The 24531-nt window shown below is 53.5% G+C and carries 23 protein-coding genes; 7 read left to right on the forward strand and 16 right to left on the reverse strand.

Annotated elements, in window-relative coordinates:
- Both EVJ20_RS07790 and EVJ20_RS07795 read right to left on the reverse strand, forming a co-directional pair.
- On the reverse strand, positions 1 to 1119 hold the full coding sequence (locus EVJ20_RS07790; protein ID WP_131507738.1) for a M20/M25/M40 family metallo-hydrolase: 1119 nt from the start codon (positions 1117 to 1119) through the stop codon (positions 1 to 3).
- Position 1120: 1 nt separating this feature from the next.
- Positions 1121 to 2248 (reverse strand): AI-2E family transporter, encoded by a 1128-nt coding sequence (locus EVJ20_RS07795; protein ID WP_131438926.1) that lies wholly within the window; start codon positions 2246 to 2248, stop codon positions 1121 to 1123.
- A gap of 155 nt (positions 2249 to 2403) precedes the next feature.
- Here EVJ20_RS07795 and EVJ20_RS07800 point away from each other — a divergent pair, with 155 nt between their 5' ends.
- Entirely contained in the window at positions 2404 to 3798 is a 1395-nt protein-coding gene (locus EVJ20_RS07800; RefSeq protein ID WP_131507740.1) for a S1 family peptidase, read from the forward strand.
- 17 nt (positions 3799 to 3815) lie between these two features.
- Here EVJ20_RS07800 and EVJ20_RS15215 read toward each other — a convergent pair whose 3' ends face one another.
- Entirely contained in the window at positions 3816 to 3980 is a 165-nt protein-coding gene (locus EVJ20_RS15215; protein ID WP_167615699.1) for a hypothetical protein, read from the reverse strand.
- Between the two features lie 19 nt (positions 3981 to 3999).
- Positions 4000 to 4224 (reverse strand): DUF3221 domain-containing protein, encoded by a 225-nt coding sequence (locus tag EVJ20_RS07805; protein ID WP_131464265.1) that lies wholly within the window; start codon positions 4222 to 4224, stop codon positions 4000 to 4002.
- Positions 4225 to 4352: 128 nt separating this feature from the next.
- On the opposite strand from EVJ20_RS07805, the gene EVJ20_RS07810 reads away from it, so the two are divergent.
- Positions 4353 to 5234, forward strand: a complete 882-nt coding sequence (locus EVJ20_RS07810) for a tetratricopeptide repeat protein (RefSeq protein ID WP_236633332.1) — start codon at positions 4353 to 4355, stop codon at positions 5232 to 5234.
- Between the two features lie 65 nt (positions 5235 to 5299).
- Here EVJ20_RS07810 and EVJ20_RS07815 read toward each other — a convergent pair whose 3' ends face one another.
- From EVJ20_RS07815 to EVJ20_RS07845, 7 genes are all read right to left on the reverse strand, one after another.
- Positions 5300 to 6049 (reverse strand): SDR family NAD(P)-dependent oxidoreductase, encoded by a 750-nt coding sequence (locus EVJ20_RS07815; RefSeq protein ID WP_131456417.1) that lies wholly within the window; start codon positions 6047 to 6049, stop codon positions 5300 to 5302.
- Between the two features lie 104 nt (positions 6050 to 6153).
- Complete coding sequence (locus EVJ20_RS07820) at positions 6154 to 7848, reverse strand: methyl-accepting chemotaxis protein (protein WP_236636303.1); 1695 nt, start codon at positions 7846 to 7848, stop codon at positions 6154 to 6156.
- Positions 7849 to 8048: 200 nt separating this feature from the next.
- Entirely contained in the window at positions 8049 to 9887 is a 1839-nt protein-coding gene (locus EVJ20_RS07825; RefSeq protein ID WP_131507744.1) for a methyl-accepting chemotaxis protein, read from the reverse strand.
- 121 nt (positions 9888 to 10008) lie between these two features.
- Positions 10009 to 10221, reverse strand: a complete 213-nt coding sequence (locus EVJ20_RS07830) for a DUF2922 domain-containing protein (RefSeq protein WP_070328480.1) — start codon at positions 10219 to 10221, stop codon at positions 10009 to 10011.
- A gap of 30 nt (positions 10222 to 10251) precedes the next feature.
- Positions 10252 to 10464, reverse strand: coding sequence for a hypothetical protein (locus tag EVJ20_RS07835; RefSeq protein WP_071398189.1), 213 nt, complete (start codon positions 10462 to 10464; stop codon positions 10252 to 10254).
- Between the two features lie 26 nt (positions 10465 to 10490).
- Positions 10491 to 10631, reverse strand: a complete 141-nt coding sequence (locus tag EVJ20_RS07840; protein WP_016510821.1) for a YvrJ family protein — start codon at positions 10629 to 10631, stop codon at positions 10491 to 10493.
- Between the two features lie 73 nt (positions 10632 to 10704).
- Positions 10705 to 10917 (reverse strand): hypothetical protein, encoded by a 213-nt coding sequence (locus EVJ20_RS07845; protein ID WP_131456407.1) that lies wholly within the window; start codon positions 10915 to 10917, stop codon positions 10705 to 10707.
- A gap of 314 nt (positions 10918 to 11231) precedes the next feature.
- Here EVJ20_RS07845 and EVJ20_RS07850 point away from each other — a divergent pair, with 314 nt between their 5' ends.
- Positions 11232 to 11675 (forward strand): MerR family transcriptional regulator, encoded by a 444-nt coding sequence (locus EVJ20_RS07850; RefSeq protein WP_131507747.1) that lies wholly within the window; start codon positions 11232 to 11234, stop codon positions 11673 to 11675.
- Positions 11676 to 11730: 55 nt separating this feature from the next.
- Here EVJ20_RS07850 and EVJ20_RS07855 read toward each other — a convergent pair whose 3' ends face one another.
- The 4 genes from EVJ20_RS07855 to EVJ20_RS07870 all read right to left on the reverse strand — a co-directional run bounded on the left by EVJ20_RS07855 (position 11731) and on the right by EVJ20_RS07870 (position 15519).
- Complete coding sequence (locus EVJ20_RS07855; RefSeq protein ID WP_131507749.1) at positions 11731 to 12465, reverse strand: Fic family protein; 735 nt, start codon at positions 12463 to 12465, stop codon at positions 11731 to 11733.
- 118 nt (positions 12466 to 12583) lie between these two features.
- Positions 12584 to 12928: a YxeA family protein gene (locus EVJ20_RS07860; protein WP_131507751.1), complete on the reverse strand. Its 345-nt coding sequence runs from the start codon at positions 12926 to 12928 to the stop codon at positions 12584 to 12586.
- 13 nt (positions 12929 to 12941) lie between these two features.
- A complete protein-coding gene (locus EVJ20_RS07865) occupies positions 12942 to 14771 on the reverse strand; it encodes an FtsX-like permease family protein (protein ID WP_131507753.1) in 1830 nt (609 codons plus the stop codon).
- The gene (locus EVJ20_RS07870; RefSeq protein ID WP_131507755.1) at positions 14758 to 15519 is read right to left on the reverse strand and encodes an ABC transporter ATP-binding protein; all 762 of its coding nucleotides are present in this window, start codon (positions 15517 to 15519) and stop codon (positions 14758 to 14760) included. The genes EVJ20_RS07865 and EVJ20_RS07870 overlap by 14 nt, the downstream gene beginning before the upstream one ends.
- 107 nt (positions 15520 to 15626) lie before the next feature.
- On the opposite strand from EVJ20_RS07870, the gene EVJ20_RS07875 reads away from it, so the two are divergent.
- Both EVJ20_RS07875 and EVJ20_RS07880 read left to right on the forward strand, forming a co-directional pair.
- Positions 15627 to 16316 carry a response regulator transcription factor gene (locus EVJ20_RS07875; RefSeq protein WP_083274082.1) on the forward strand — a complete coding sequence of 230 codons (690 nt, stop codon included), beginning with the start codon at positions 15627 to 15629 and terminating at the stop codon, positions 16314 to 16316.
- Positions 16317 to 16328: 12 nt separating this feature from the next.
- On the forward strand, positions 16329 to 17699 hold the full coding sequence (locus tag EVJ20_RS07880; RefSeq protein WP_131507757.1) for a HAMP domain-containing sensor histidine kinase: 1371 nt from the start codon (positions 16329 to 16331) through the stop codon (positions 17697 to 17699).
- Between the two features lie 17 nt (positions 17700 to 17716).
- Here the strand turns inward: EVJ20_RS07880 and EVJ20_RS07885 are convergent, their stop codons facing one another.
- Positions 17717 to 19570 carry a sensor domain-containing phosphodiesterase gene (locus EVJ20_RS07885; protein WP_131507759.1) on the reverse strand — a complete coding sequence of 618 codons (1854 nt, stop codon included), beginning with the start codon at positions 19568 to 19570 and terminating at the stop codon, positions 17717 to 17719.
- A gap of 276 nt (positions 19571 to 19846) precedes the next feature.
- Between EVJ20_RS07885 and EVJ20_RS07890 the strand changes: the two genes are divergently transcribed.
- Positions 19847 to 21694, forward strand: a complete 1848-nt coding sequence (locus EVJ20_RS07890; RefSeq protein WP_236636306.1) for an SH3 domain-containing protein — start codon at positions 19847 to 19849, stop codon at positions 21692 to 21694.
- 114 nt (positions 21695 to 21808) lie between these two features.
- A complete protein-coding gene (locus tag EVJ20_RS07895) occupies positions 21809 to 24514 on the forward strand; it encodes an EAL domain-containing protein (RefSeq protein ID WP_131507761.1) in 2706 nt (901 codons plus the stop codon).
- The last annotated feature ends 17 nt before the right edge of the window (positions 24515 to 24531 follow it).

A 24531-nucleotide genomic window follows, 5' to 3' on the forward strand; every position in this document is an offset into this window, starting at 1 on the left:
TCATGCTTTGAACGACTGCATCGTCTCGATCAACCGGAGTACGAACGTCACACTGTCCTCGAGCTCTTTGATCGGGATCGACTCATCGACCGTATGGATCGAGTCGTACCCGATGGAGACGTTGAGTGCGATTTTCCCGAACTCGTTGAACACGTTGGCATCACTCCCACCGCCGCTATGCTCATAGCGTACCGGGAACGAAGTATGCGCGAGCGCTGCCGAGACGTGGCGGACGAACGGTTCGTCTTCCTCGAACCGATAGCTCCGGATCATCTGTTGTTGCTTGATGTCGACCGTGCCGCCATGGTTTTGTGCCGCTCGTTCGAACGTCTCGACCATGTGTGTGACTTGTTCGACGCAGGCGTCGTGATCGAGCGACCGGGCCTCCCCGACGAGCGTCGCGTGTTCCATGACGACATTACTGCCGGTCCCGCCCGAGATCTTACCGATGTTCGCGGTCGTTTGTTCAGTGATACGTCCGAGTTTCATCTGATGAATCGCCTCGGCCGCGATGACGAGTGCCGAGATGCCTTTCTCCGGTTCGAGTCCGGCGTGGGCCGCTTTCCCGTGGATATCGATATTCAGGCTGAACATACTCGGCGAACTTAAGATGATGCCGCCGACCGGTCCGCCGTTGTCGAGGATGAGCCCGTGCTTCGCTTTCAGTGTTGACATATCGAGCGCTTTCGCTCCGAGCAAACCGACTTCTTCTCCTGGTGTGAGTACGAGTTCGATCGGCCCGTGCCGGGTTCGTCCTTCACGCAACCGTTCCACCACTTCAATCATGATGGCGATTCCGGCCTTGTCGTCGGCCGCTAAAATCGTCTCTCCTTCTGAATAGACAACATCATCCCGAATGACCGGAACGATGCCTTTACCAGGTGACACCGTATCGATATGAGCCGACAGGAATAACGGTGCGATCGAGGCGTCGCCGGCTAGACGGGCGATCAAATTGTTCGAACCGAGACCGGTCTCTGCTGTCGAGTCATCCTCGTCAATTTCAAGACCAAGTCCATCGAATCGTTCTTTTAAATACTCTAAAAATGGACCTTCGGCATAAGACTCTGAATCAATTTGTACAAGTTCCATGAACGTGTGGGTGATGCGCGAGGACATATTAGTCGCTCCTTTCGATCGGAAGCTTCGACTGTTTGCGTAACGCGTATAGTTTTTGCAAGTTGAGGAACGTGACTTTCAAGACGGCATAGAACGGGACGGCGAGCAACATGCCGACGATACCGGCGAGGCGTCCCGCGACGAGCAGGACAAGAGTGATGGTGATGGGATGGACACGGAGTGACTTGCCTTGGACGAGCGGTGAGATGACGTTGGCGTCAAGCTGTTGGACGATGGTGATGGCGATGATGACGTAGAGCGCTTTGACCGGTTCGTCGATGAACGCTATCAAAACGGCGGGTGCGGCCCCGAGAAACGGACCGAAGTAAGGGATGATGTTCGTCGCGAAAATGAACAGACCGAGCGGCAGGAAGAACGGGACGTCGAGTAGCCAAAGAGCGATTGTCGCGAAGAAGCCGACGAACGTACAGACGATGAGCTGGGCCCGGACGTAACGTTTGATCGTCTCGTGCATGTCATGCAAGATATGGCGGGCGTTTTGTTCGTACGCCTCAGGGATCCACCGCACGATTGCCGTCGCGAGCTTGCCCCCGTCAATGAGCATGAACACGTACAAAAATAGCGCGATGAACAACGTGAACAGTCCAGACACGATCAGCGCGAGCACGCGTCCGAGCGAACCGGCGACAGTACCGATGAGTGAACCGAGCGCGTCGGTCAACTGACGAATCCACGTCTCAATCGATGCCGCGTTCTGCTCCGCATAGTCCCGAAACCACGCGTATTCCTCGAGCCGTCCGTACAGTAGCAAAAACTGGCGATAGCTCCCTTCGGCAAAACGTGGGAACGCGTCAAGCAGCGCGAGCAGTTGCCTTGTGATGAGCGGTCCGAGCGTGACGACGAACAACACGACGAGGGTGAGGAGCAACAGGAGCACGCTCAAAATCGCAAGTGACCGTCGCTTCCATTTGATCTCAAGGAAATCGACGAGACCGACTGTCAAATAAAACAAGATGCCGGCGAACAAGAACGGTGTCAGTACGGTCGCGAAAAAGATACCGATTGGATAGAACAAAAACTCGACTTGTTTCGCCATGAAGATGATCGTCAAAATGAGCAGTACCCAGATGCCGTTACGGAACGCACGCGTTGTCCAAAAGGGCTGCATGGGCGTTTCCCCTTTCTTGAAATATATCTATCTCTTTCCCGATTTCCGGAAGTTCATTCCAACCCCATCTGCTTACCCCATCAAAATATTGTTTATCCCTGTTCCATTTAAGGTATAGCTAATCATCTATGCATATGAAGGAAGGTGTCACCCTCGTGACTTGTCCACGCTGCGGAACGAAGACCCGCTCAAAAACAACTGCTTGTCCGACGTGTGGCCATCGCCCCCGTCGCTTGAAATGGATTGCCATTCCGACCGTGATTGCACTTATCGCATTCATCTCTATTTTAACAGTCGCCTATTTGAAAGAAGCTCCTCGTTCGACGGATTCACTCGCTGACAAAGTCAACTTGAACATCGCCGAAGACACCGTCTCAGCCGATAACACTTCGATGATTGATTTGGCGACGCTCGAGAAAAGTCTGTTTTCTGTCGGTGCCGGGACAGGGTTTTTAATCAGCCCGCAAGATATTTTGACGGCTGCCCATAATGTTGAAGGTTTGACGACGATGACAATCGACCACGATGGGAAGAAAATTAAAGGGACCGTCGTCGGACGTACCGTCGACATCGCCGTCATCCGGATCAATCAAATGAAAGAGACGCCGTTCATGTTCAGTCACGCGATTGCTGCGGCGGACGAAACGCTCATCACGCTCATGCCGTCTAAACGGATCGAAGGCCAGATGACGTTCAATGAAACCGGGTATGAGCGCGAGTTCGATATCCCGAGACGGGCAATCGGCAGTCCGATTGTTGCTTCAGATGGACGGGTACTCGCCATGCACCTCAAGTCAAAAGCACTCCCGGTCGCCCTGTTCGAACAAGACGTGCTCGCGTTTCTTGAATCGGACACACCAGCGCCACCGTTAGCTAAACTAGCACCGGTCGCACCAATCACGCCACCTCGAAATGAGCAACCCGTGACGGAACCAGCGCCAGCGCCGCAACCAGAAGCCGAGGCCCCGGAAGCTGCACCAGAACCGGTCGCGCCTGCCGAAGAGCCGGTTGAAGACGCACCGGCAACGCCAGAGGAAACGCCAGAGGAAACGCCAGAGCCTGAAGTCGTTGAACCGGAAGTGCCAGCTGAAGAACCGACGCCGCCTCCCGTCACAGAAGAACCGGTCACGCCGGAACCTCCTGTGACAGAACCGGCAGAACCGGTGGCGCCTGAAAAACCAGCGGCTGAAGCAGAGAAACCAGTCAAAAAGCAAGAAAGCAAACCGAAAGATCAGCCAAAAGAGAAACCGGTCACAGAAGAAAAACCGGTTAAAAAAGACCAACCCGCTAAACAAGAAAAGCATGTTGAAAAAGAACAGCCCGTTAAACAAGAAAAGCCTGTTAAAAAAGAACAGCCTGCTAAAAAAGAACAGCCTGCTAAAAAAGAACAGCCCGTTAAACAAGAAAAGCCTGTTAAAAAAGAACAGCCTACTAAAAAAGAACAACCTGCCAAACAAGAAAAGCCTGCTAAACAAGAAAAGCCTGCTAAAGAAGAAAAAGCTAAACCGGCTGCCACAGAGCGAGACGAAGAAAGCACGCCTTCCGACTAAATCGGAAGACGTGCTTTTTACTCGCCCTTATTCAATTTGCGTTGCACGTTACCGACCGCGGCCCCGAGTAACAGCAGCAAAATCGATAGCATCCAAAACGGGATCGCGTCTTGCAAGAGCCAGACGAGAAATGCGCTCAGCGCGATGACGCCGCCGAGCCAAAGAAAATTCCACTGTCCCATATGACTCACCTCTCATCCATCATAGCACATCAATCCGGTGCGCCGCCGCCTGGGGCGGCAATGATTTCGTCATCATCTCACTATGCTCGACCCGCACGAATTGGCCGACCGTGAGCGTCGATGTGTCCCCGATCTGCTCGTCTAGATGAAACACGATGCCGTCGAACGGTTCAGCCTCCAACTTCGGTGCGACCCGAATTCGCGCTGCCTCGAGTTCGACGATATAGCCCGTGAACGTGACCACGTTGATCCCTCCTTCCCCCAAATGCGCTCCCCCTCTTTTCTTTTCCCATTTTTTCAAATAATGCTACTTCGTGAAGCGATTGACTTGTATAATAAAGCGACAATCACAAAAGCTGGGAGGGACCTCATTTGAAACACACCATCGACTTACACACCCCAGACTTTCAGCGCACCTTCCTTGAGATGATGCTCCTTGAAGAGTTGATCGAAGACTATAACGCCGAGGCCATCGAGACGCTCATCGTCCGCGGCGAGACGGCTTTCCCGAACGACCCGTTCTTCCCGGCGATGCGCGCTTATCCGCTCATTCGCGAAGGCGATTTCAAGACAGCCAGACAAGTGCTCGAAACCGCGAGTACGATGGGCGACCATTACCTCATCCATTGCCTGCACGGCGCCCTCAGCGAAGACGCCGGGTTTACGTTTGAGGCCGAGCAACATTACTGCCGCGCCGTCGAGCGCTATCCGGACGTACCGATGACACGGCGCGCCCTTGCCGTCCATTACTTCAATCGTAAATTCTACGGCGAAGCGGGCTTACACATCATGCACTACGTCCGTCTCGCCGGTTTCAGCGAAGAGACCGTGCCGATGTTGCTCGAATTCTTCCAAGCGTTCGATGAGATCCCGCTCGAGATGAACGACGAGCTGCTCAAAGCCGCAATCGGCTATTTGAACGCAAATCCGCGAAACCCACGGGCCCATTCGCTCTATGCCTCGATTTGCAGCCACCGGGTCGAGATGCTCGTCAAACGTTTGCCGGAAGACGGTCAACTCGACGACGAGACGATCGCGACGCTGCTCGAAGTCGAAGAGCACGGCATGTGGAGCGCGACGTACGACGATAGTGAGGACAAAATGTTCCGCGCCATGTTCGCCGACTATATCGATAACGTCGTCTTACCGAACACGTCCCGAACGTATGTATATCGCCTGCGTCTGCGCTACTGGTATCATCGCCTGACCCACCGCCTGACCGGGGGCTATGCGGATACGATGCGACAATCCTAAACGACAGCCCGAACTCAAAAAGAGTTCGGGCTGTCGTCTGCTTATGGTATTGAATGCTGTCTAACTCACCCCATATACGGATGAATCGGTCCGCGCAGTTCAAATGAGTAGTCCTCGTGATTGACGATGCCGACCGTTTCATCGCTCTCAAGCAATTGAACTAAAAACTCGGCCATCTCTTCGGCCGTATGGTACTTCGCGACGTTCTCACTGTAATCGAAGTTCTCTTCCTCGCGGGCCCGGCTCGCGAATCCGGTCTCGGTCGCAGCCGGTGCGAGCACTTTCGCCCGCAACTTGTCGCCGTTTTGGATAAGTTCTTGGGCGAGTCCTTCCGTGTAGGCGCTGACGAAGAACTTCGTCGCGCTGTACGTGACCCCTTTCGCCGCGATGCGGTAGCCGACGACCGAGGCAATGTTTAGGAGTGTCGCCCCTTCGACCTTGTGGTAGTCCCGAACGTACAAGTTCGACAAGACGGTCAGCGCCTCGACGTTTAGACGAATCATGTTTTCCATTTTCCCGACTTCGGCGTCTTTCACAAGATTCGAGTCCCCGAACCCAGCGTTATTGATCCACGTCTCGATATCGAGGTCGGCGAGCGACTCATAGAGTGCATAGACGTTTTCACTATATGACAAGTCATTCGTTTTGAGGATGACATCGCTGTCTGGTGAGATCGACTTGATCTCGTCACGCAATTTTTGAAGCTCGTCCGTGCGACGCGCGACGAGCACGAATGATTTACCCTGCTTGGCAAGCTGCTTCGCCGCCTCGTAGCCGATGCCTGAACTTGCCCCTGTGATGACCGTATATTTCATTCAAATTCCCCTTTTCCATCTAAAATGCGTTCTATCCCGTCATTCCCGAAACGTAGCATCGTCAATCCTTTGAACGTACAAAAGCCGTCCGAGGACGGCTAAAGTCACGTATTGAATTTTCCGATCAACGTCTGCAGATCGCCCGTCATATTCCCGAGTGACTCGGCGACGCCGTTCAACTCTTGGATCATCGCGAGCTGTGAATCGGCTGTCTCACCGACCGAACGCATCGTCTCTGCCATCTGTTCGCTCTCGGTCGCAATCCCGAGGGCGGCCGTAGCGACTTGTTTTGTCGTCAAAGCGATCTCGTTTGAGGCGACACGAATATGTTTCGTGTTCTCAACCGACGTCTCGAGCTGGACGACGATTTGTTGGAACGCGTTTGTCGCTTTCTCCAACAGTTTTGTATTCGCCTCGACCCGCTTCGCACTGAGTTCGTGCCTTGCGAGCACGGCGTTCGATTGGACTTGGATCGATTCGATCAATCCGGCGATGCGCGCGGCCGACTGTTTCGACTGTTCGGCGAGTTTCCGGACTTCTTCGGCGACGACGGCAAACCCTTTACCTTGTTCACCGGCCCGGGCCGCTTCGATGGCCGCGTTCAAGGCGAGCAAGTTCGTCTGGTCCGTGATCGTCTGGATGACTTCCGTGATCAAGGCGATCTCGTCCGACTGATGTTTCAACGCCGCAATCGATTCCCCGGTCATTCGTGTCTCGGTTGCAAGGGCGAGCACTTCTTGTTTCGCTTGTTGAATCGTCTCGTCCCCTTGTTCGGCGAGCTTTAGACTCATCGCGACGTCTTCGCTGATCGTACCGATTGAACGGGCGATCTGTTCGACGCCTTCATCGGCCGCTGCGACCGCTTTGGCACTGCCCGTCGCTTCTTTCGCTTGTTGAATCGTCTCTTCGACGACCGCCTCGATCATCCGAGTCGTTTCTTCAGTTTGCGACGACATCTCTTCCGTACTGGCGTAAAGCTCTTCCGATTGCGCCGTGATCTCTTGGGCGTTACGGTTCACTTCATTGATCAACTCACGCAAGTTGCCTTTCATTTGGTTAAATCCGACCATGAGCTGCCCGATCTCGTCACGCGTCAGCGCGTCCAAGTCGACGCGTGTCAAATCGCCATTCGCGACGACGGCGACTTCGTCTGACAACATCCGAAGCGGGACGGTCACCATTTGTTTCAAGGCGTAACCGGCACCAATTGTCAGGAGCAAGATGAGAATCGCGATTCCCGCGGAGTACAAGACTGCCTGTTCACCTAAATTTTCAAGTCTTCGTTGCTGCTCGAACATCTCCGCCTCTGACTCGGCTTGTAACCGCTCGCCCGTCTCCGTGATTGACGCTGTCACATCCGGCATGAGTCGAAGCGCGAGTCGGTCGATCGACTCTTCGTCCCCTTCATCGATTGCTGCAATCAATTGGGCGGCTAACTCATCATAGCCCGTTGCATAGGCTAAAAGATTTTCAAGTTCTGCCTGTTCTTCTTCTGTCTCGGCAAGTTCGATGAGTGTCTGAATCGCCTGTTTCTTGTCTTCTGACCCACGTTGTTCTGCTTCGAGACGCGAGTCCTCTTGCTCGAGTATGTAACCTCGTAGTCCATACGCCTGACGCGTCATGCCGAGCGACAGGTCGTCGGCCGCCTTCATCTTCATCACGTCATGGCTGATCATGTCTTCATACTGAGTCGTCATATTTTGAAGCGTCCATAAGTTATAACCCATGCCGAACGCGACGAACAATAAAATAAGTCCGATACCACTAAATAATTTTTGCGTTAATGACAGTGTTTTCAATCGTTTCATCTCTTTTGAGGAACACGTCCTCTCCCACCTCTACTTCTCTCTAATTTTGTATTGCCACTCTTATATCGGATAACGAAACCTAATATGTACCAAATAAAAGAAGTCTGACTTCTTATTGACTGCCTTTATCAGTTTTGTGTTCCAATTTCTGTCACAATAAAAGACCACAGTCGTTTGACTGTGGTCTTGTCTCATAATTTGAACTGTGATACGCGATTCGATAGTTCGGCCGCCCGCTGTTCCGTCTCGTTCATCCGTTGTTGGACATCGTTGAACCGCTCGACAGACAGTTGGACTTTCTCTGAGATCGACTGCGTCCCGTCGGCTCCTTCCGTCACGGTCGTCGCGACCTCTTGGATGACGTGCAGGATACTATCCGTCATATGGCGGAGCTGCAACGCGTTCGTCTCGAACGTGTTCGCCGTCTTGCCGAATACGGTAGCGTCCTCTTCGTACTGCGTTGCCGATTCCTCGAGCCGGTCGTAGTCGGCGAGCACGTTCGTGTTCAAGAACGTGAGCATATCTGCCGAGCTCGTATTGAGCCGTTCGACCGAATCGATGACCGTATTCGACACCGCTTGAATCTCGTTCACAGTTTGACGCGAGTTCTCGGCGAGTTTGCGGATCTCTGACGCGACGACGGCAAAGCCTCGTCCGGCGTCACCGGCCCGGGCCGCCTCGATCGATGCGTTCAAGGCGAGCAGATTCGTCTGGTCGGCAATCGTGAGGATCGCACTCGTCAAGACGCGGATCTCTTCGACCGACTTGGCACCTTTGATCGCCTCATCGAGCTCGACGCGTTTTTTCTGGATGATGGCGTTCGCTTCCGTCTTCGAGGCGATGGCTTGCGTACGCATCGCGTGGGCACGCTGTTCGACATGTCCAGCTGTTTTGGCACTATCGTTCGAGAGATCGACGATCGTATCGATCGAGCTGCCCATCTCGGTCGTCGAGGCACTCATCTCTTGCGACGAAGCGGCCGTCTCTTCCATCCCGGCCGTCAGTTCTTCGACCGTACCTGACGTCTCTTCCATATAACGGCTCAATTGGGTCACTTCCGCGGCGACTTCTCGCGACGATGTGAGCACGACTTTCGCCGTCTCGTCGACATCAATCATAATCTCACGAAGCGAGGCGAGGAAGGCGTTGAACGAACGGCTCACTTGCGCGATCTCATCGTTCGACGTGACGGGGATCGACATTGTCAAATCCCCGCCTTGTGACGCCAGTTCATCGAATTTCGTCTGGAGCATCCGCATCGGCTTGATGATCGAACGAAGTAGACTCATCCCGAGGAACAAGAGGATCACAATCGCTCCAATCGTCACGGCCAGCAAGGCGATGAGCGATTGTTGAAACTCGCGCTCCATGTCTGCCCCGACTTGCCGCGAGCCTTCTGAGTTATAATCGACGAGTTCGGTCAGGCGTTGCGTAAAGTTATCATATGTAGACTGGGACTGGGCATCGTAGTACGAGCGGGCCATGCCGTTGTTGCCCGATGTACTAAAAATGAGCATGTTGTCTGACACGCGTTGATACATCTCCCATTGGCGAGCGAAGTTGGCGAACAGTTCTTTATCGGTTTCGCCTGACGCTGTCGCCTCATATTTCGGCGCGAGTTCATTGATTTGGGTCCGAATCTCTTTCAGTCTCGCCATCAATTCTTCTTTTCCGGCCGCGTCCTCGGTCACGATATGCTCGAGTTCGAGCGCACGATAGTTCGCGGCGAGCGTGTTCAGTTCGTGGGCGTAGTCGAGCCCTTTATTCCAGTTGTTGACGATATCGTCGCCTTGACGGTTCGCGTCGGCGAGTGACAACAGCGAGTAGCCGCCGACACCGGCGACCATGACGAGTGCGAGGATGACGAGTCCCCATAATTTTTTGCGAATCGTCAGGCCTTTCCCCGAAGACGCGGGTGTCTCTACTTTTTGTCGTTTCCGTTGTTTCGGTTTCCATGTAAAGCGGCGGACATCGATGCGACGCAGGTTCAATCGGCGTACAGCCGCTGACCATTTTTCTTTCCATGCCATGTATGTATTCCCCTCTCAAGTACAACGTTTCATTATTTATCGTCTTGAAGTCGAGAAGTTTAAAGTGGATTGACCAAAATAAAAAAAGATGACTGAAAACTCAGTCACCTTCCGGGTTCGATTATTGGATGTTCAACACCGTCTCGGTGCCTTCGATCATCTTGATCTCGGTCCACTTGACGACGTTTTTGCCGAGCGGGTCGTTCGCGACCATGAAGTCGGCGAGCGCTTGCACTTTCACTGGGTCGACCGGTTGTTTGACGTTGTTCAAACGGAAGCGGGCAACTTTGTTAAACGTGTCCAAAAAGGCAATCTCTAGTTTTGTCTCAGTCATGATTCATTTCCTCCTTAGAATGTGAGTGGATTAGGCTAAGTCGTATTCGCGGACGACCGACACGGTGAAATCTTCATGTTCGAGAAGATCGAGCATGAGCTGACCGTATGAATCGGCAACATCTGCCGTGAGCGCAGCGCGAATCGGACCGAACCGTTGCGTCTTCTTCGTCGGTTTCAAACTTTCGAGGTCATGGTGCGTCGTCAGGACGAGCGTGGCTTTCTTTTCTGTCAGCTGTGCCATAGGGGATGGCTCCTTTCGGGGAGTGGTTACGATTCAGACGGATAGGTGGAGTCCAAACGTTCGAGCAGCTGAATCATCCGCTCAAGACGTGTCTCGATCCGGTGGAGCAGATAGAGCGAGACGACGATCGGGAATCCGAGGTTTGAGATGAGTTCGGGCCAGCTCATGTGACCACCTGCTCATCGTGCCGATTGTGAGCGACGGGACTAGGGGGTATTAGCATAAGTGGGAGCCTCCAATTTAGACCGTCACGTGGAATTCACGCGACACGACGTACGTAGCGGATTCGACCGCGAGTAACGGGATCAACAAGTCGCCAAACTGTTTGATCTCCTCGGTCTCCATCCGCGCACCGAGCGGACCGAAGCGGACGAGCTGACGTTTTTCCTTGCCGTCAACGAGCCGTTTCGTGTCGAGATAAAAAACGCTTGCGTATTCTCGATACACTGCCATATGTCTCACCTCCTTCGCCCTTATTAACCGACGAGGAAACCGTTTTGCTCAAAAGTCGTAAATTTCCCCACTGTGACTTTCGAACCATCTTATTCAGCATTCATTATTTCCACCTCAAATCATTCCTATAACTTGCATCACCACACCATTTAGGGCGTTTTTATAAACATTGCGCGAACCCGGTAAATGAATCGAAAGTCCTACAAATTCATTGCCCCGCTTTCAAAAAATGCACAGTTAATTTTTTGAAAATAGGGTACTATACGAGGGAGGGTACTACTACCCGGCAGACTTGAAGAAGGAGCTAACACTAGATGAACAACTTAGACATCGCACTCGCCACGCCAATTCCTTCCGCTCAATTTGAAGTTGACACGATCGATTTAACGTTCTTTGCGACCGAATGGGATGCATATCGTCCCGAACTAGGTAAACCATTTCAATATAACGGACGCCATTTAATTGTCTATCCGCTTAAAGAATTGAGTCGCGCCTTCACCGTCGCCGGCATCCCTCGCAGTCAACAACAGTTGATCAAATGGGAGACGGACGGCGTTTTACCGCCGACACCGTTCACGATGGGACGCAAACGTTTTTATACGGAAAATCAGATTAGGACAATCGTTGATATTGCTTTGGAATGTGGATTACGACCACGTACGCACGTCCGAAAGACTAACTTTTCCGAACAAGCGCATGTAGAATTGACGTACATACTCCAATACGAATTAGCCGAACAAGAAAGTTCACTCGCATGAGCGCGCACAAAAAGCCTTTCCCGACGACACGTTGATCTTCGGGAAAGGCTTTTTGTTAGTCAATGGCAACGGCTCGCAAGTACAAATCAAGCGACGCTTCGACTTCTGTTGAAACGAGTTCGATGAAATCATCATACGTACCGGTCGTATGTGCACGATCCAGTGCGTTGTAGTATGCCAAACGATTTTCAACTCTGATGATGACGGGCGGATATCCTGATTTCATCAATTCCAAATTGAGTAACAGGCGAGACGTTCGTCCATTCCCGTCGATGAAGGGATGGATCCCCACAAACTTACCATGCAACAACGCTCCGCGCTCCACCGGGTGAAGGTTGATTGCTTCTGTTTCGTACCAGTGAATCAGCTGCTCCATTTGTTCTTGAATCATATACGAAGGTGGCGGCGTATGGACAGCCCCGGCGATGAACACTTGTTGATCGCGGTACACACCTGCATACGCATCATCAATTCCTTTCAAAACCAACCGATGCAAGTTTTTGATTTGCCATTCTGAAAACGGTTCTTCCCGACGAACGATTTCTTCTACGTAGACAATCGCCTCTTGGTGATTGATAACTTCTAGATGTTCTCGCATCGTCTTCCCGCCAACCGTTATGCCTTCTAGGACAACTTTTGTCTCATTAATTGTCAACGTGTTGCCTTCGATGGCGTTCGAATTATACGTCCACTCTAAAAATAGTTTCTCTCTAAGGCTTCGGAGTGTATACACTGGTAACGGCCGCTTTTGATCCAACTCCATTTTTTTTATTGTGATCCGTTCAAACATCCGCACCGTCTCCTTTCATGAACGCTTCTTGTTTGGTGGTAAATTAATTGTAGCATCAACGAGCTAAACGTACTTATCTCGATTTGAAATAAGTACGCGCAGCTCGTTGATGCTCTTCCTATAATTGCTCCCGGGCCGCCTTTGGAATATCTGCGACCGTTACTTCATCGTAAGACGTGATAACGTCTTGATCCTTCACATATAGCTTCAAGTATGCCCCGCTTCGAAGCTCCTTCGCTGCCGTGAACGTGACCGTCTGCGGATCACCATCTTTCGTCAGCGCCGGCATCGTATACTCGTAACGCCGGACGACGTCACCCGATTCGAGCGTCGTCTCCTCAACGTTTGTCGCTGTCCCGACTTGCACGTAGAGTGCTTCTTTCCCAAGCCGGTTCCAGTCGATGTTCACAAGCCCGAGCGCCACGATAACGAGGGCGAAAGCCGCAATTACTAGTTTCTTCATAATATTCTCTCCTTCAGATAACGTATTTCGTAAACTGTCGAACCGTCAACACGTAATACAGCGCATAAATGGCAGAATAGACCGCCATCCAGACGAGCACCGGTACCGTGAAGTCCATGACGAGCAAGCGCGAGAACGCGAAGAGCGCGACCGAGGCATGCAAAATCCCTAACGAGAATGGTGCGAGGAACACGACTGCGATTTGTTGACGGATTGTGCGTTTAATGTCCCGCTTCGATATCCCAACTTTTCGTAGTACCGCGTACTTCGAACGGTCTTCCTCAGCCTCGGTCATCGTCTTGAAGTAGATGATGCTGCCCGTTGCGACGAGGAAGACGAGTCCGAGAAAGCTACCGACGAACAAGAGCGCTCCGTGCATGGCCATCGTCTCAGCGTATAACGCTGTCGCACTCGAGAAGTTATCTGCTGTCGACAAGCGGTCTGACAAGGCGGTCTGTTCTTTATAATCAGCGACGGACGCGACTTGATACATCGTCTCTTCTTCTGACAATGTCTTGAAGACGTCATCCGGTGTGACCAGCAACAGTCCGCCAAACGTCATGACGTTGAGCGGTGTCTCGTCATAGCGTGATGCGACTGCGTACGTCGCCCCGTTTAGCGTCACATCGTTCACATCTTCCGAGAACCGTTCATCATAAAACGGATCAATCAAGAAGACGTCTTTCTCTTGAAGCGGTTTCGGCTCAACCCATCCTAAGCCTGAGGCGAGTCGTTGGAACGTCGTCTCGTCGATGACTCCATATTCCCGCTCTCCCATTTCACCAGCGACACGAACCGTCTTTTGCATGACGGTCGTCTCAGCCAACACGTCGGCGTCAATGTCTTGTTTATCGCCTTGCCAAGCGAACGTATATGGAGCGTACGAAGTGACTTGTTGCTCCGCGTAATAGTAAACGCTAAAGATGGCCCCGCCGGCCGTGATCGCCGTCGCACTGATGATACTGATAAGCGTCAACGTCTTCGCATTGCCCCGAATCCGGTACAACAGTTGTGACGTCGTCAATAAGTTGAGCCGGCGCCACGCCCAACGCTGGTTTGCTTTTAGGCGGGCGAGGATAAAGATGAGGACGCTATGGAACAAAAGACCGGAACCGATGACCGTAAGACCGATGATGAGGAGCGGCATCGCCGCCGCAAGATAACCCCAAAGCGGTGACGTCGCGAGGTCTTGCAGCGCGAGCGTGTAAGCCGTCCCGAGGGTGAGGACTCCGATGAGCGCCATGAGCGAGCTCGCCTTCGGCACGTCCTCGCCTTGTTTGTCGGCATGGAACAGTTCGATTAACTTGAAGCGATAGATGACCCGGTAACCTTGGAACGATGTGAATAAAAAGATGGCGAGGAAGACGAGCGTCGTCTCGACGAGCGCCGAGGTCGAGACCGTGAACCCGATTGACAAGCCACTGTTCATCAAGTTGAGCAGCAGCTGCAACAAAACGTTCGACCCAATCAAACCGAGCCCGATCCCGATCACGAGCGATACCGCACCGATGACGAGGTTCTCAAACAACAGGATGAGACCAATCTGCTTTTTCCGTACCCCGAGAAGAGAATACAGTCCGACCTCCCGCTTACGTCCTTTCAAGAAGAAGGCGTTCGAGTAAGCGATAAACAGCGCGACGAAGATGAGCAGAATGAACGTCGAAGCGTTCATGAGACCGCTGATCTGTCCGGACGTCTCGGCGAGGGCACTGATCTCCCCGCTATGTTTGAGCGTCGCGAACGTCATGTAGATGATGATCGAGAAGATCGTCGTCCCGACGTAGAGCGCGTACCGCGATAGATTGCGGGCGACGTTCTTCTTCGCCAAATCAAATAACGTCATCGGTCGCACCGCCTTTTGCGAGCTCGTCCAAAATCGCTTGATAAAACACGTCGCGCGACTTCGCGCCGCGAATCAGTTCGCGCGATAGCTTTCCATCTTGAATATAGAGGACACGGCGACAAAAGCTTGCGGCGTAGGCATCGTGTGTCACCATCATGATCGTCGTCTCGGCCTCGTTCAGCCCGGCGAGCGTCTGTAACAGGTCGGTCGCCGACTTTGAATCGAGCGCACCGGTCGGCTCATCGGCGAAGATAAGTTTTGGATTGGCAACGAGCGCCCGGCATACGGCCGTCCGCTGTTTTTGTCCGCCCGAGATCTCGTACGGATATTGGTCGAGGATCGACGTGATGCCGAATCGATTGGCGAGTGCATCGACTTTGTCGCGCGTCTCGCGGACCGGTGTCTTGGCGACAGCGAGCGGCAGCAAGATGTTCTCCCGGACCGTGAGCGAGTCGAGCAAGTTGTAGTCTTGAAAGATGAAACCGAGGTGGTCGCGTCGGAAGTCCGACAGTGATTCCTCATCGAGCTTGGCGATGTTTTTCCCTTCGACGAGGATATCTCCCGCGGTCGGTGTATCAATCGTCGCGAGCACGTTCAACAGTGTCGACTTTCCGGCGCCAGATGGTCCCATGATGCCGACAAATTCGCCGTGTTCGATTGTGAATGATACATCGTTGAGCGCCTTGAACGTTGTGTTGCCTTTCCCATATGTTTTTTCGATTGCGTTGACTTGTAATAATGATTCCATGAATAGCACCTCTTTCTAAACACTACGATACACGCGCCACCTTAACTGAAAATCACGCGTACCTTACGAAATCCTTAAATGATATGCTACAAAAAGAGGTGATTTCATTGGACCAACCACGTATTTTAATCGTCGACGACGAAAAAGACTTATGTATACTCATTCAAAAAGCGCTTGAGCGAGAAGGATTCACACAAATCGCGACCGCCCACACCGTCAAAAGCGGCTTGGAGACGTTCCACACGTTCGCCCCGCACATCGCCATCCTTGACGTCATGTTGCCGGACGGTGAAGGCTATGACCTGTGCCGCCAAATCCGCGACACGTCGAACATTCCAATTTTGTTCTTATCCGCGAAGTCAGACGAAATCGACAAGATCCTCGGCCTCGCCATCGGCGGCGACGATTACATCACGAAGCCGTTCAGTCCGAAAGAAGTCGCCTTCCGCATCAAGGCGCAGCTTCGCCGTGTCTCGATGTACGACGCACCAGCACCCGTCGATACAATCGTCGGGCCGTTCCGGTTGAATGTAGACGAGACAGAAGCGTACAAAGACGGCGTCCGGCTCGAATTAACGGCGAAAGAAGTCGGCCTGCTCGCCTGCTTCATGCGTAATCCGAACCGGATTCTCAGTAAAGAAACGTTGTTCACCCGCGTCTGGGGCGAGGACTTTTACGGCTCTGACAATACGGTCATGGTGCACATGCGCCGGCTCCGCGAAAAAATCGAACCGAACCCGTCACAACCGATCTACATTAAGACGGTCAAAGGGCTCGGCTATAAGTTTGAGGCATAGGGGGCGTTTGAATTGAAATGGAAATTGACCGGACGTTACTTGGTGTCGATTCTTGCGATCGTTGCCATCGTCGTCATCTTGAACGTCGTCATTCTCGTCACGTTGCTCGTCAACGACCGGACCGGGATTGATGACGTCGAGAGCAACTCCGGAGAGACGTTCACCCGCACGTTCAACCAGTACATGTCACTCGAGGACGGCGCACCGGTCGTCAACGAAGACGGGATAACCGCCCTTGAGGAGTTCGGGGCGTTCATCCAAATCCTCGATGCTTCAGGTGACGTGGTCAGCGACGTCGGTGCGCCCGTTGACGCACCCGATTCCTACTCCCCAATCGAACTGATCCAGATTTATAAGTATAAAGACGACGACCTCGTCCTCTACTTCATTGGAGAGTTTGAGGACTACAGCTATCTCATCGGTTTCCCCGACGCGACCGAGGGACGGCTCGTCACGATGATCGATCCGCAGTCTGTCCTGGCTTATTTGTCTAAAGCTGGACTGATCCTGCTCATCGTCGACCTCGCTGTCGCCGCACTGATCGGGCTCGCCTTCAGTTCGATTTTGACACGCCCTGTCTATCGTTTGACCGAGCGGATCGCTCAACTGAAAGCACGCGATTTCTCGACCGTCGAACCGAAACGGCCCGGCATGTACCGACCCGTGTTCGCCAACTTGAACGATGTGTCACAGACACTGACGACATATGAGTCAGAACGGGAACAACTCGAGCGCCGCCGCAAAGAGTGGATGAGCAACGTCTCCCATGACTTGAAGACACCGCTCGCCTCGATCCAAGGCTACGCCGAACTGCTCGAGGATACAGGAGTCGACGAGACGGAAAGGCGCCAGTACGCTGAAGTCATCGAACGCCAAGCGCTCTATATGAAAGAACTGCTCGACGACTTCAACTTGACGATGCGGCTGCAGCACGGTGATTTCCCGCTCAACCGCGAGACGACCGGGCTCGAGCCGTTCGTCCGCGAGCTCGTCATCGACGTCTTGAACGACCCGCGGTTTGCGACGCGCGACATCACGTTCTCAAGCACAGACGCGGCGTCACGCGACGTCGACCGTCATTTCATGAAGCGGGCGTTGCTCAACTTCATCTATAACGCCCTCCTCCATAACGACGAGTCAGTGACGGTACATGTCACGGTCCTAGGCGGGACGATTATCGTACAAGACGATGGGAACGGCATTGATGAAGCCGATCTGCCGTATATTTTCGAACGTTATTACCGAGGGACGAATACGACCGACGCGCTCGGCAGTGGGCTCGGGATGGCGATTTCCCGGGACATCGTCAAGGCACACGGGGGCACGGTCACCGTGACGAGTGACCTCGGTGTCGGGACGACGATTCAGATTGACCTGCCGTAATGAAAACAAGGATTCGCTCAACGGAGCGAATCCTTGTTTTCATTGTTATAAGCTTCAATCCATACCTCAAGCTCATCAATCGCGAGCGGACGCGAGAAGTAATACCCTTGCATCTCATCACAACCGAGCAAACGGAGCGCGTCGTGCTGCTCGGTCGTCTCGATGCCTTCGCAGACGGTCTTTAAACCGAGGCCGCGGGCGAGCTCGATGATCGATTGGACGATGACGTTTCCGGTCGGGTCGTTCTCCGTCGCTTGGATGAACTGGCGGTCGATTTTGATCTCATGGATCGGATAATGCTTTAAATAGACGAACGCCGAGAAACCTGTCCCGAAGTCATCGATCGAAATCGAGAAACCTTGCTTGCGGAAGGCGATGAACCGTTCGATGACGTGCTGTTGATTCTCCATCCCGACGCTCTCCGTAATCTCAAACGTCAAATAGTCCGGGCAGACACCCATTCTTTCAACGACACGGGCGAACTTCTCGACAACGCCTTCTGATAGGAAGTGACGGGCCGACAAATTGAGCGCCAAGTGATATGTCCGGCCAGAGGCGTGCCAGGCGTTCAATTGGCGGCATGCCTCCTCGAGCGCCCACTCCTCGAGGGCGATGATGACACCGGTCGACTCGGCGAGCGGGATAAAGTCGAGCGGCGGAATCAGCCCCTTTTCCGGATGGATCCAACGCATGAGCCCTTCAAAACCGTTGAGCTGTCCGGTCGACCCGTCAATTTTCGGCTGATAGTAGAGCGCAAACTCGTTCAATGCGAGCCCTTTGCGCAAATTCATCTCGAGCGTCAATCGGGCTGTCGCCTTCTCGCTCATCTTCTCTTCATAGAAGATGATGCCACCGCGTTGGACATGATGATGACTAGCGGCGATCCGTGTCGTGTGAATCATCTCGAGCGTCGAGCGCGCCTTATCCTCAATCGAGATAAAGGCACTCATCGTCAGGACGACATCCAGTTCATCGACGGTAAACGGTTCGTTCGTCACCGTCTCACAAAGCATGTCGGCAATCCCGTACGCTTTGATCCGGTCGCCGTACGGTGTCCATACGACGAAACCTGATTGAGAACTCCGGGCGAGCATCGACGGATCGACGACGAGACGGAGCCGATTTGCGATTTCCTGGATTAATTGATTGGCCTTCTCGCTCCCGAGCGCGTCCTCGACAGAGCGGAACTCGTCGATTCTCACGTAAATGAGTGACCCGAGGTGATGATCGATTTCTTCCCGCATCCGGTCGACTCGTTCGATGAACGCATTCTTATTCATCAGTCCTGTCAATTCATCCGTATAGGCGAGCCGGGCGATGTGTTGTTCGACCGACTGACGTTCGAGCCGGCTATATAAAATAGCGACAAAATCGGCGAGCGTACTCACGATCAGCTCTTCGACATACGTCCACTTCCGAAGCTCGTACGTCTCGCAGCAGATGACACCGTGGGCTTGTCCGTCCGCAATGATCGGCGCGTCAAGCATCGAGTAAACCCGCTGTCCTTCGACGAAGTATTGTTGATATAAATTTTTCACCCATTCGTGCGTCCGGACGTTCTCAAACAGGAGGACACGATTCGTGCAGAGCGCATCAAAATAGACCGGTGCATCCTGACGATAGACCGTTAATGCCGGCTTGCTGATGCCTTTATCTTTTGAATATGCGACTTGACAACTGATCGAGTGTTGCGCCTCATCGAAATGCCAGATCGATACGGTGTCGACTTCGAGCATATCCGCGACGACTTCGCACATGTAGCTGATCGCCTGCTCGACTGTCGCTTCGGACACGTCCGGCATCCGTACGAGTTCGAACAGTTTCTCTTGATGTTTACGGTATGTTTGTGTTGAAAAGTTCCCCTCGATCATATTCCCCTACCCTCGTTCAAACAGTTTTGCCTTAATGATAGCATGAAGCACAAATACGAGACCTTCCAAAATTCAACAGAAAGTCAATTTTTAATTTCCCTCTTTTTAGGAGGCGTCTATCCGACAGACCTATCAAAAAATATTGACCTGCTTTTCAAGGAATCTCGTTCGAATGAGTCCTTTCCACCATTGCTTCCCGGTTTCTCGGCACCGTACAATAAATGTGTATCGTTACCCGTCATGAATGACTCCATTACCCTTAAAGGAAGTGACTCCATGGATCACAAGTCCGGCCTCATGTACTCATTCGCCGCAATCGCCGCCGTAAGCGTCCTCGCCCAGGCCGATGAAGCGTCCGCCGCTAGCACCCACATCGTCCGAGCCGGTGACACGCTTTGGTCGATTAGCCAACAGCATCACATCCCGCTCGCGACACTCAAGTCGATGAACAACTTGACGACCGATCGAATCGCCATCGGACAAACGCTTCACTTGGCCGGATCACCGACCGTACTCACGACAACAAGTACGGCAGTAAGCAAAAATCGAGTGACGACCGCTGCATTGAACCTTCGCGCCGGTGCCGGTACGAGCCATAATGTCTTGCTCACCATCCCGAAAGGTCAAACGCTCAAACCGCTCAAGACAAGCGGTGCGTGGTCGCAAGTCACCTTTAACGGGAAGACCGGCTGGGTACATAACGACTTTCTAACTGTCACCGCAACGACAGCAAAGCCGGTGGCACCATCGAAACCAAAATCAACAGCGACAAGCACCGTCAGCCCGACCGCCCAATCGACGTCACAGACGACCGTCAACTTGAACCTCCGGGCTTCGAAATCGACAAAGGCGAACGTACTCGTCACGATCCCGAAAGGAAAAACGGTCACGATCCTAAAAGTCGAAGGTTCGTGGTCGCACATCAAGTACGGTTCGACGACAGGCTTCGTCGCCACTACATACTTAAAGAAAGCCGCCGCGACGCCTTCACCAAGTCAACCTGCCACACCTTCACCGAGTCAGCCGGCGACACCGGCAGCGCCGAAAGAAGAGAGCGTCAATCAATCGTTCGTCACGACGGCGAACTTGAACGTGCGAAAAGGAGCAGGCATCGGTTTCGCGCTCGTCACGACAATCCCGAACGGCGCGACCGTGCAAGCAACGAAACAGAGCGGCACTTGGTACTACGTCACGTATAACGGAAAGAGCGGTTACGTCAGTGCCGGCTACTTGAAACAGACGACGACCGCACCGAGTGCACCGGTCGCACCGAACTTAGGTGACGCCGGGGCTGGGAACACTTCGGTCGATTACGTCGTCAACACCCCGTCCTTGAACGTCCGTGCTGCTGCGTCGACGAGTTCCGCCATCGTCGGTAGCGTCAAAGCCGGTCAGACGCTCCGCGTCGTCCAGACGGCAAACGGCTGGCACCAGATTTATATCGGTAACACGACCGGCTTCGTCGCAGCCTCGTTCGTCAAGGAAGTACCGAAAGGCTCAACGACGGCACCGACATGGGTCAGCGGGTCGTTCGACTCACATACGTTCTATACGGCAAGTCCGGCCGCCATCCGCGCCCAAGCGAACGATTCGAGCCAGGTCGTCGGGTCGACGCTCCGCGGCGGACTGTTGAACGTCGTCGGCGAGACGGCGACACACTACCGTGTCAACGAGAACGGGACGCAAGGTTTCGTCGCCAAAGCGTTCGTCACCCAAGTCAACGGGCAAACCGCCCAAGCAACCCGGCTCGCGACGATCGCCGTCGCTAAGAAATACGTCGGGACGCCGTACATCTGGGCGTCGTCTAGTCCGGTCAACGGTGGCTTTGACTGCTCAGGCATCATCTATTACGCGTTCAACCAAGCAGGTGTCTCGATCCCGCGGACGAATGTCGCCAACTATTGGGCCGGGTCTTACTTCGGTCCGCAGCTCGACAAATCGTTCGTGCCTCAGGCCGGCGACCTCGTCTTCTTCGAGAACACGTATACGGCCGGTCCGTCCCATATGGGCATCATGATCGACGCCGATACGTTCATCCACGCCGGGACGTTTGGTCTCGGCTACAACCAAATCAGCAAAGAGCCATATTGGAAATCACGCCTCATCGGCTACAAGCGACCGTGACCTTTGACGCATTTGAAAACCCGACCTTTGTCGGGTTTTTTTTCAGTTGGCAGGATTTCACTTGAAAGACTCGAAATGCGATATAAGATAGGAAAGGTAGAAAGGGAGTGTACGATGGGAAGCAACCGATTCGCCAAAATTCCGTACCGGATCTATACGATGGTACTTGCTGTCGCCTGCCTCGTCGGTGTGTTGTTATTCGGTCTCGGATTAAGCTATTACTGGAAAGAGAAACACGTCAGCGTCGATCAGTCCGTGACGAACTTGAACCATGCATCCGACCTTGCCGGCGTCGAGTCTTACCTTGTCCTCCACCAGGCCGCGAAACTGTACGAACTGAACTCGGGCCAGCCGACAGCGTTGTTGTCCTCGCCTTATCGCGAACGCGCGCTCCAGTATAACACCCAGCTGCTCGATGATTTCGAGACCGGGGTCCACGAACGCGAACGGGATGCCCTCCTCGCTTTTTCTGAACGACTAGAAGAGACGCTCGACGGCGAGTTGAGCGAATTCGACAACGTCCCGTTTGACGTCATCGAATCGATTGATCGGCGTTGGCTCTACCAAGGCTTAGAGCGGACCGCCCAAGCGAACACGGCCTACGAGTTGACCGATGCCGTCATGCGGATGCAGATGACGTTCATCCAAAACGTGACAAACTTGCTGGCGGAGACGCCGGACCGAGAAAAATTAGAAGCCGAACTCGCCTCCATCGCCACTGAAGCGCGTTTACTTGAAGAGATTATCGCGACGAATCCTACTCTCCAAACGAAATCGACCGCTGATTTAACGGAGAGCTCCCTAGCGTTGGGACGACTGGCTTCGACCGGCTCGACGCTCGAGGCGCGTTACGTCAACGGGACCAAGTTTTACGAAGACTCGCATGAAGTGCTCCAGACCATCCGCTCGTCGACCGAGTCATTGCTCCTAGAGGAACGAAACCGATATGGGACGCTCGCCGTCCTCGTCTTGCTCGCGACGCTGCTGCTTTCGACCGGACTCTTGGTCGCACTTTGCTGTACACGTAAAATGTATGCCCATGATTTAAGTCATTTGAAAGCCCGTGCGCTCGCCATCGACCCAAGCACCGAACCGGTCGAGGCGTCATTCCCGGCCAGTCATGACTTCCGTGGCATCGAGGACGAGCTCCGCGAGATTGCGGTGAGCGTCCATTCGACCGTCAACACGCTCGAGACGCAATCGAACGACCTGCTTCGCTATCACGAGCGTTGGTCGTCCCTGTTCTCAGAGACCGGTCTCGCCATCGCGTTGATCGATGATGCCTATAACTTCATCGAACGGAACGATGTGTTCGATCAGTTCTTCGGCGCACGGAACTTGTACGAGATCAACCAGCTATTCACCAACACAGGTCGTCGCCTGTTCCAGGAAGCACTTGAAGGTGTGACCGAGCACGGGACGAGCGCCCAATTCATTTTGCATTTAAAAGGAGAACATGCCCGTTTCTTGAACGCGAAAATCATTCCGCTCAAGCGCGGGGGAACGCTCACGTACTATTTGATCCTCGAAGATGAGACCGAGCGCGTCGAGCGTGAACGGAAAGTCGATCGCCTCGTCCGATTCGACCTCGCGACCGAACTGTATAACGAGTACGGTTTTATCCGAGCGTGGGAAAAACAAGACATCGACGGAACGTTCCTCTTGATCAAGTTGAACGATTTCCATCATCTCGTCGATTGGTACGATACGATTTATGCTGACCTGCTCATGACCGAGTTCGCCCGTCACGTCGAGGACCGACTCGAGAAGTATGCGCATCATTTGTTCGGCCGCTATCGTGACGACACGCTCATGTTGTACGTCAAAGGGTTCTGCACGCTCGACGAACATGAGCTGATGGAGCTGTTCCCGACCGAACTGTTGATCAATCAAAAACGGCAGACCGTCCACGTTCAAGTCGGGGCGGCACACACGACGCCGAACTATACCGACTGTCTGTTCGAGGCGACGCGAGCACTCCAACACGCCAAAGAGACGCGGACACCGTTCGTCTGGTATGACGCGAGCATCCTCGCACAGCTGCAGTGGGCCGCCTTGATCGAACAGGCACTCCCCGAGGCGATCGAGCAAGGACACATCACCGTCGCCTACCAGCCGCAAGTCGAATTGAAGACTGGACGCGTCGTCGGGGCCGAGGCGCTCGCCCGTTGGCAGCATCCGGATATCGGTCACGTCCCGCCGAACGAGTTCATCCGGATCGCTGAACGGTCAGACCAGATTTTATGGTTGTCACACTCGATCCTCGACCAAGTCATCAACCAGCTCGTCGCTTGGCGCGATACGTCATTCTCCGGCGTCTCGTTGTCGTACAACTTGTCTGCCCACTCGGTCGACCCGTCGATTGTCACGAAGCTGCGTGATTTGATCGAGACGTATCCGTGGCTGCCGGACCGCTTGAAAATCGAATTGACCGAGTCGGCCGACATCATGTCACATGCGAACGAGCTCGATCGGCTCGAGGACATCGCCGACCTCGGCTACTGTTTGTCGATCGATGACTTCGGCACCGGCTATGCCTCGTTCGAAGCGATTTGGCATTTGCCAATCCAAGAAGTGAAGATTGACCGGATGTATGTCAGCGGGAAAGCGAAAGATAGCACATCATTCCTCCGTGCCGTCTCACGCTTCGCGAGCGAGCAGGCGCTCACGTCCCTCGCCGAAGGTATCGAGACGACGGAAGACCTTGAACGGATGATCGCCGAAGGGGTCGAGCTCGGGCAAGGCTATTACTACGCCCCGGCGCTCAAACCTGACGCGTTCGAGGCTTGGGTGAACGAAGAAAAGGGACGCTCTGAGTGAGCGTCCCGATCGGCTGA

Source organism: Exiguobacterium sp. SH0S1 (genome assembly GCF_004337165.1).
Taxonomy (GTDB): domain Bacteria; phylum Bacillota; class Bacilli; order Exiguobacteriales; family Exiguobacteriaceae; genus Exiguobacterium; species Exiguobacterium aurantiacum_A.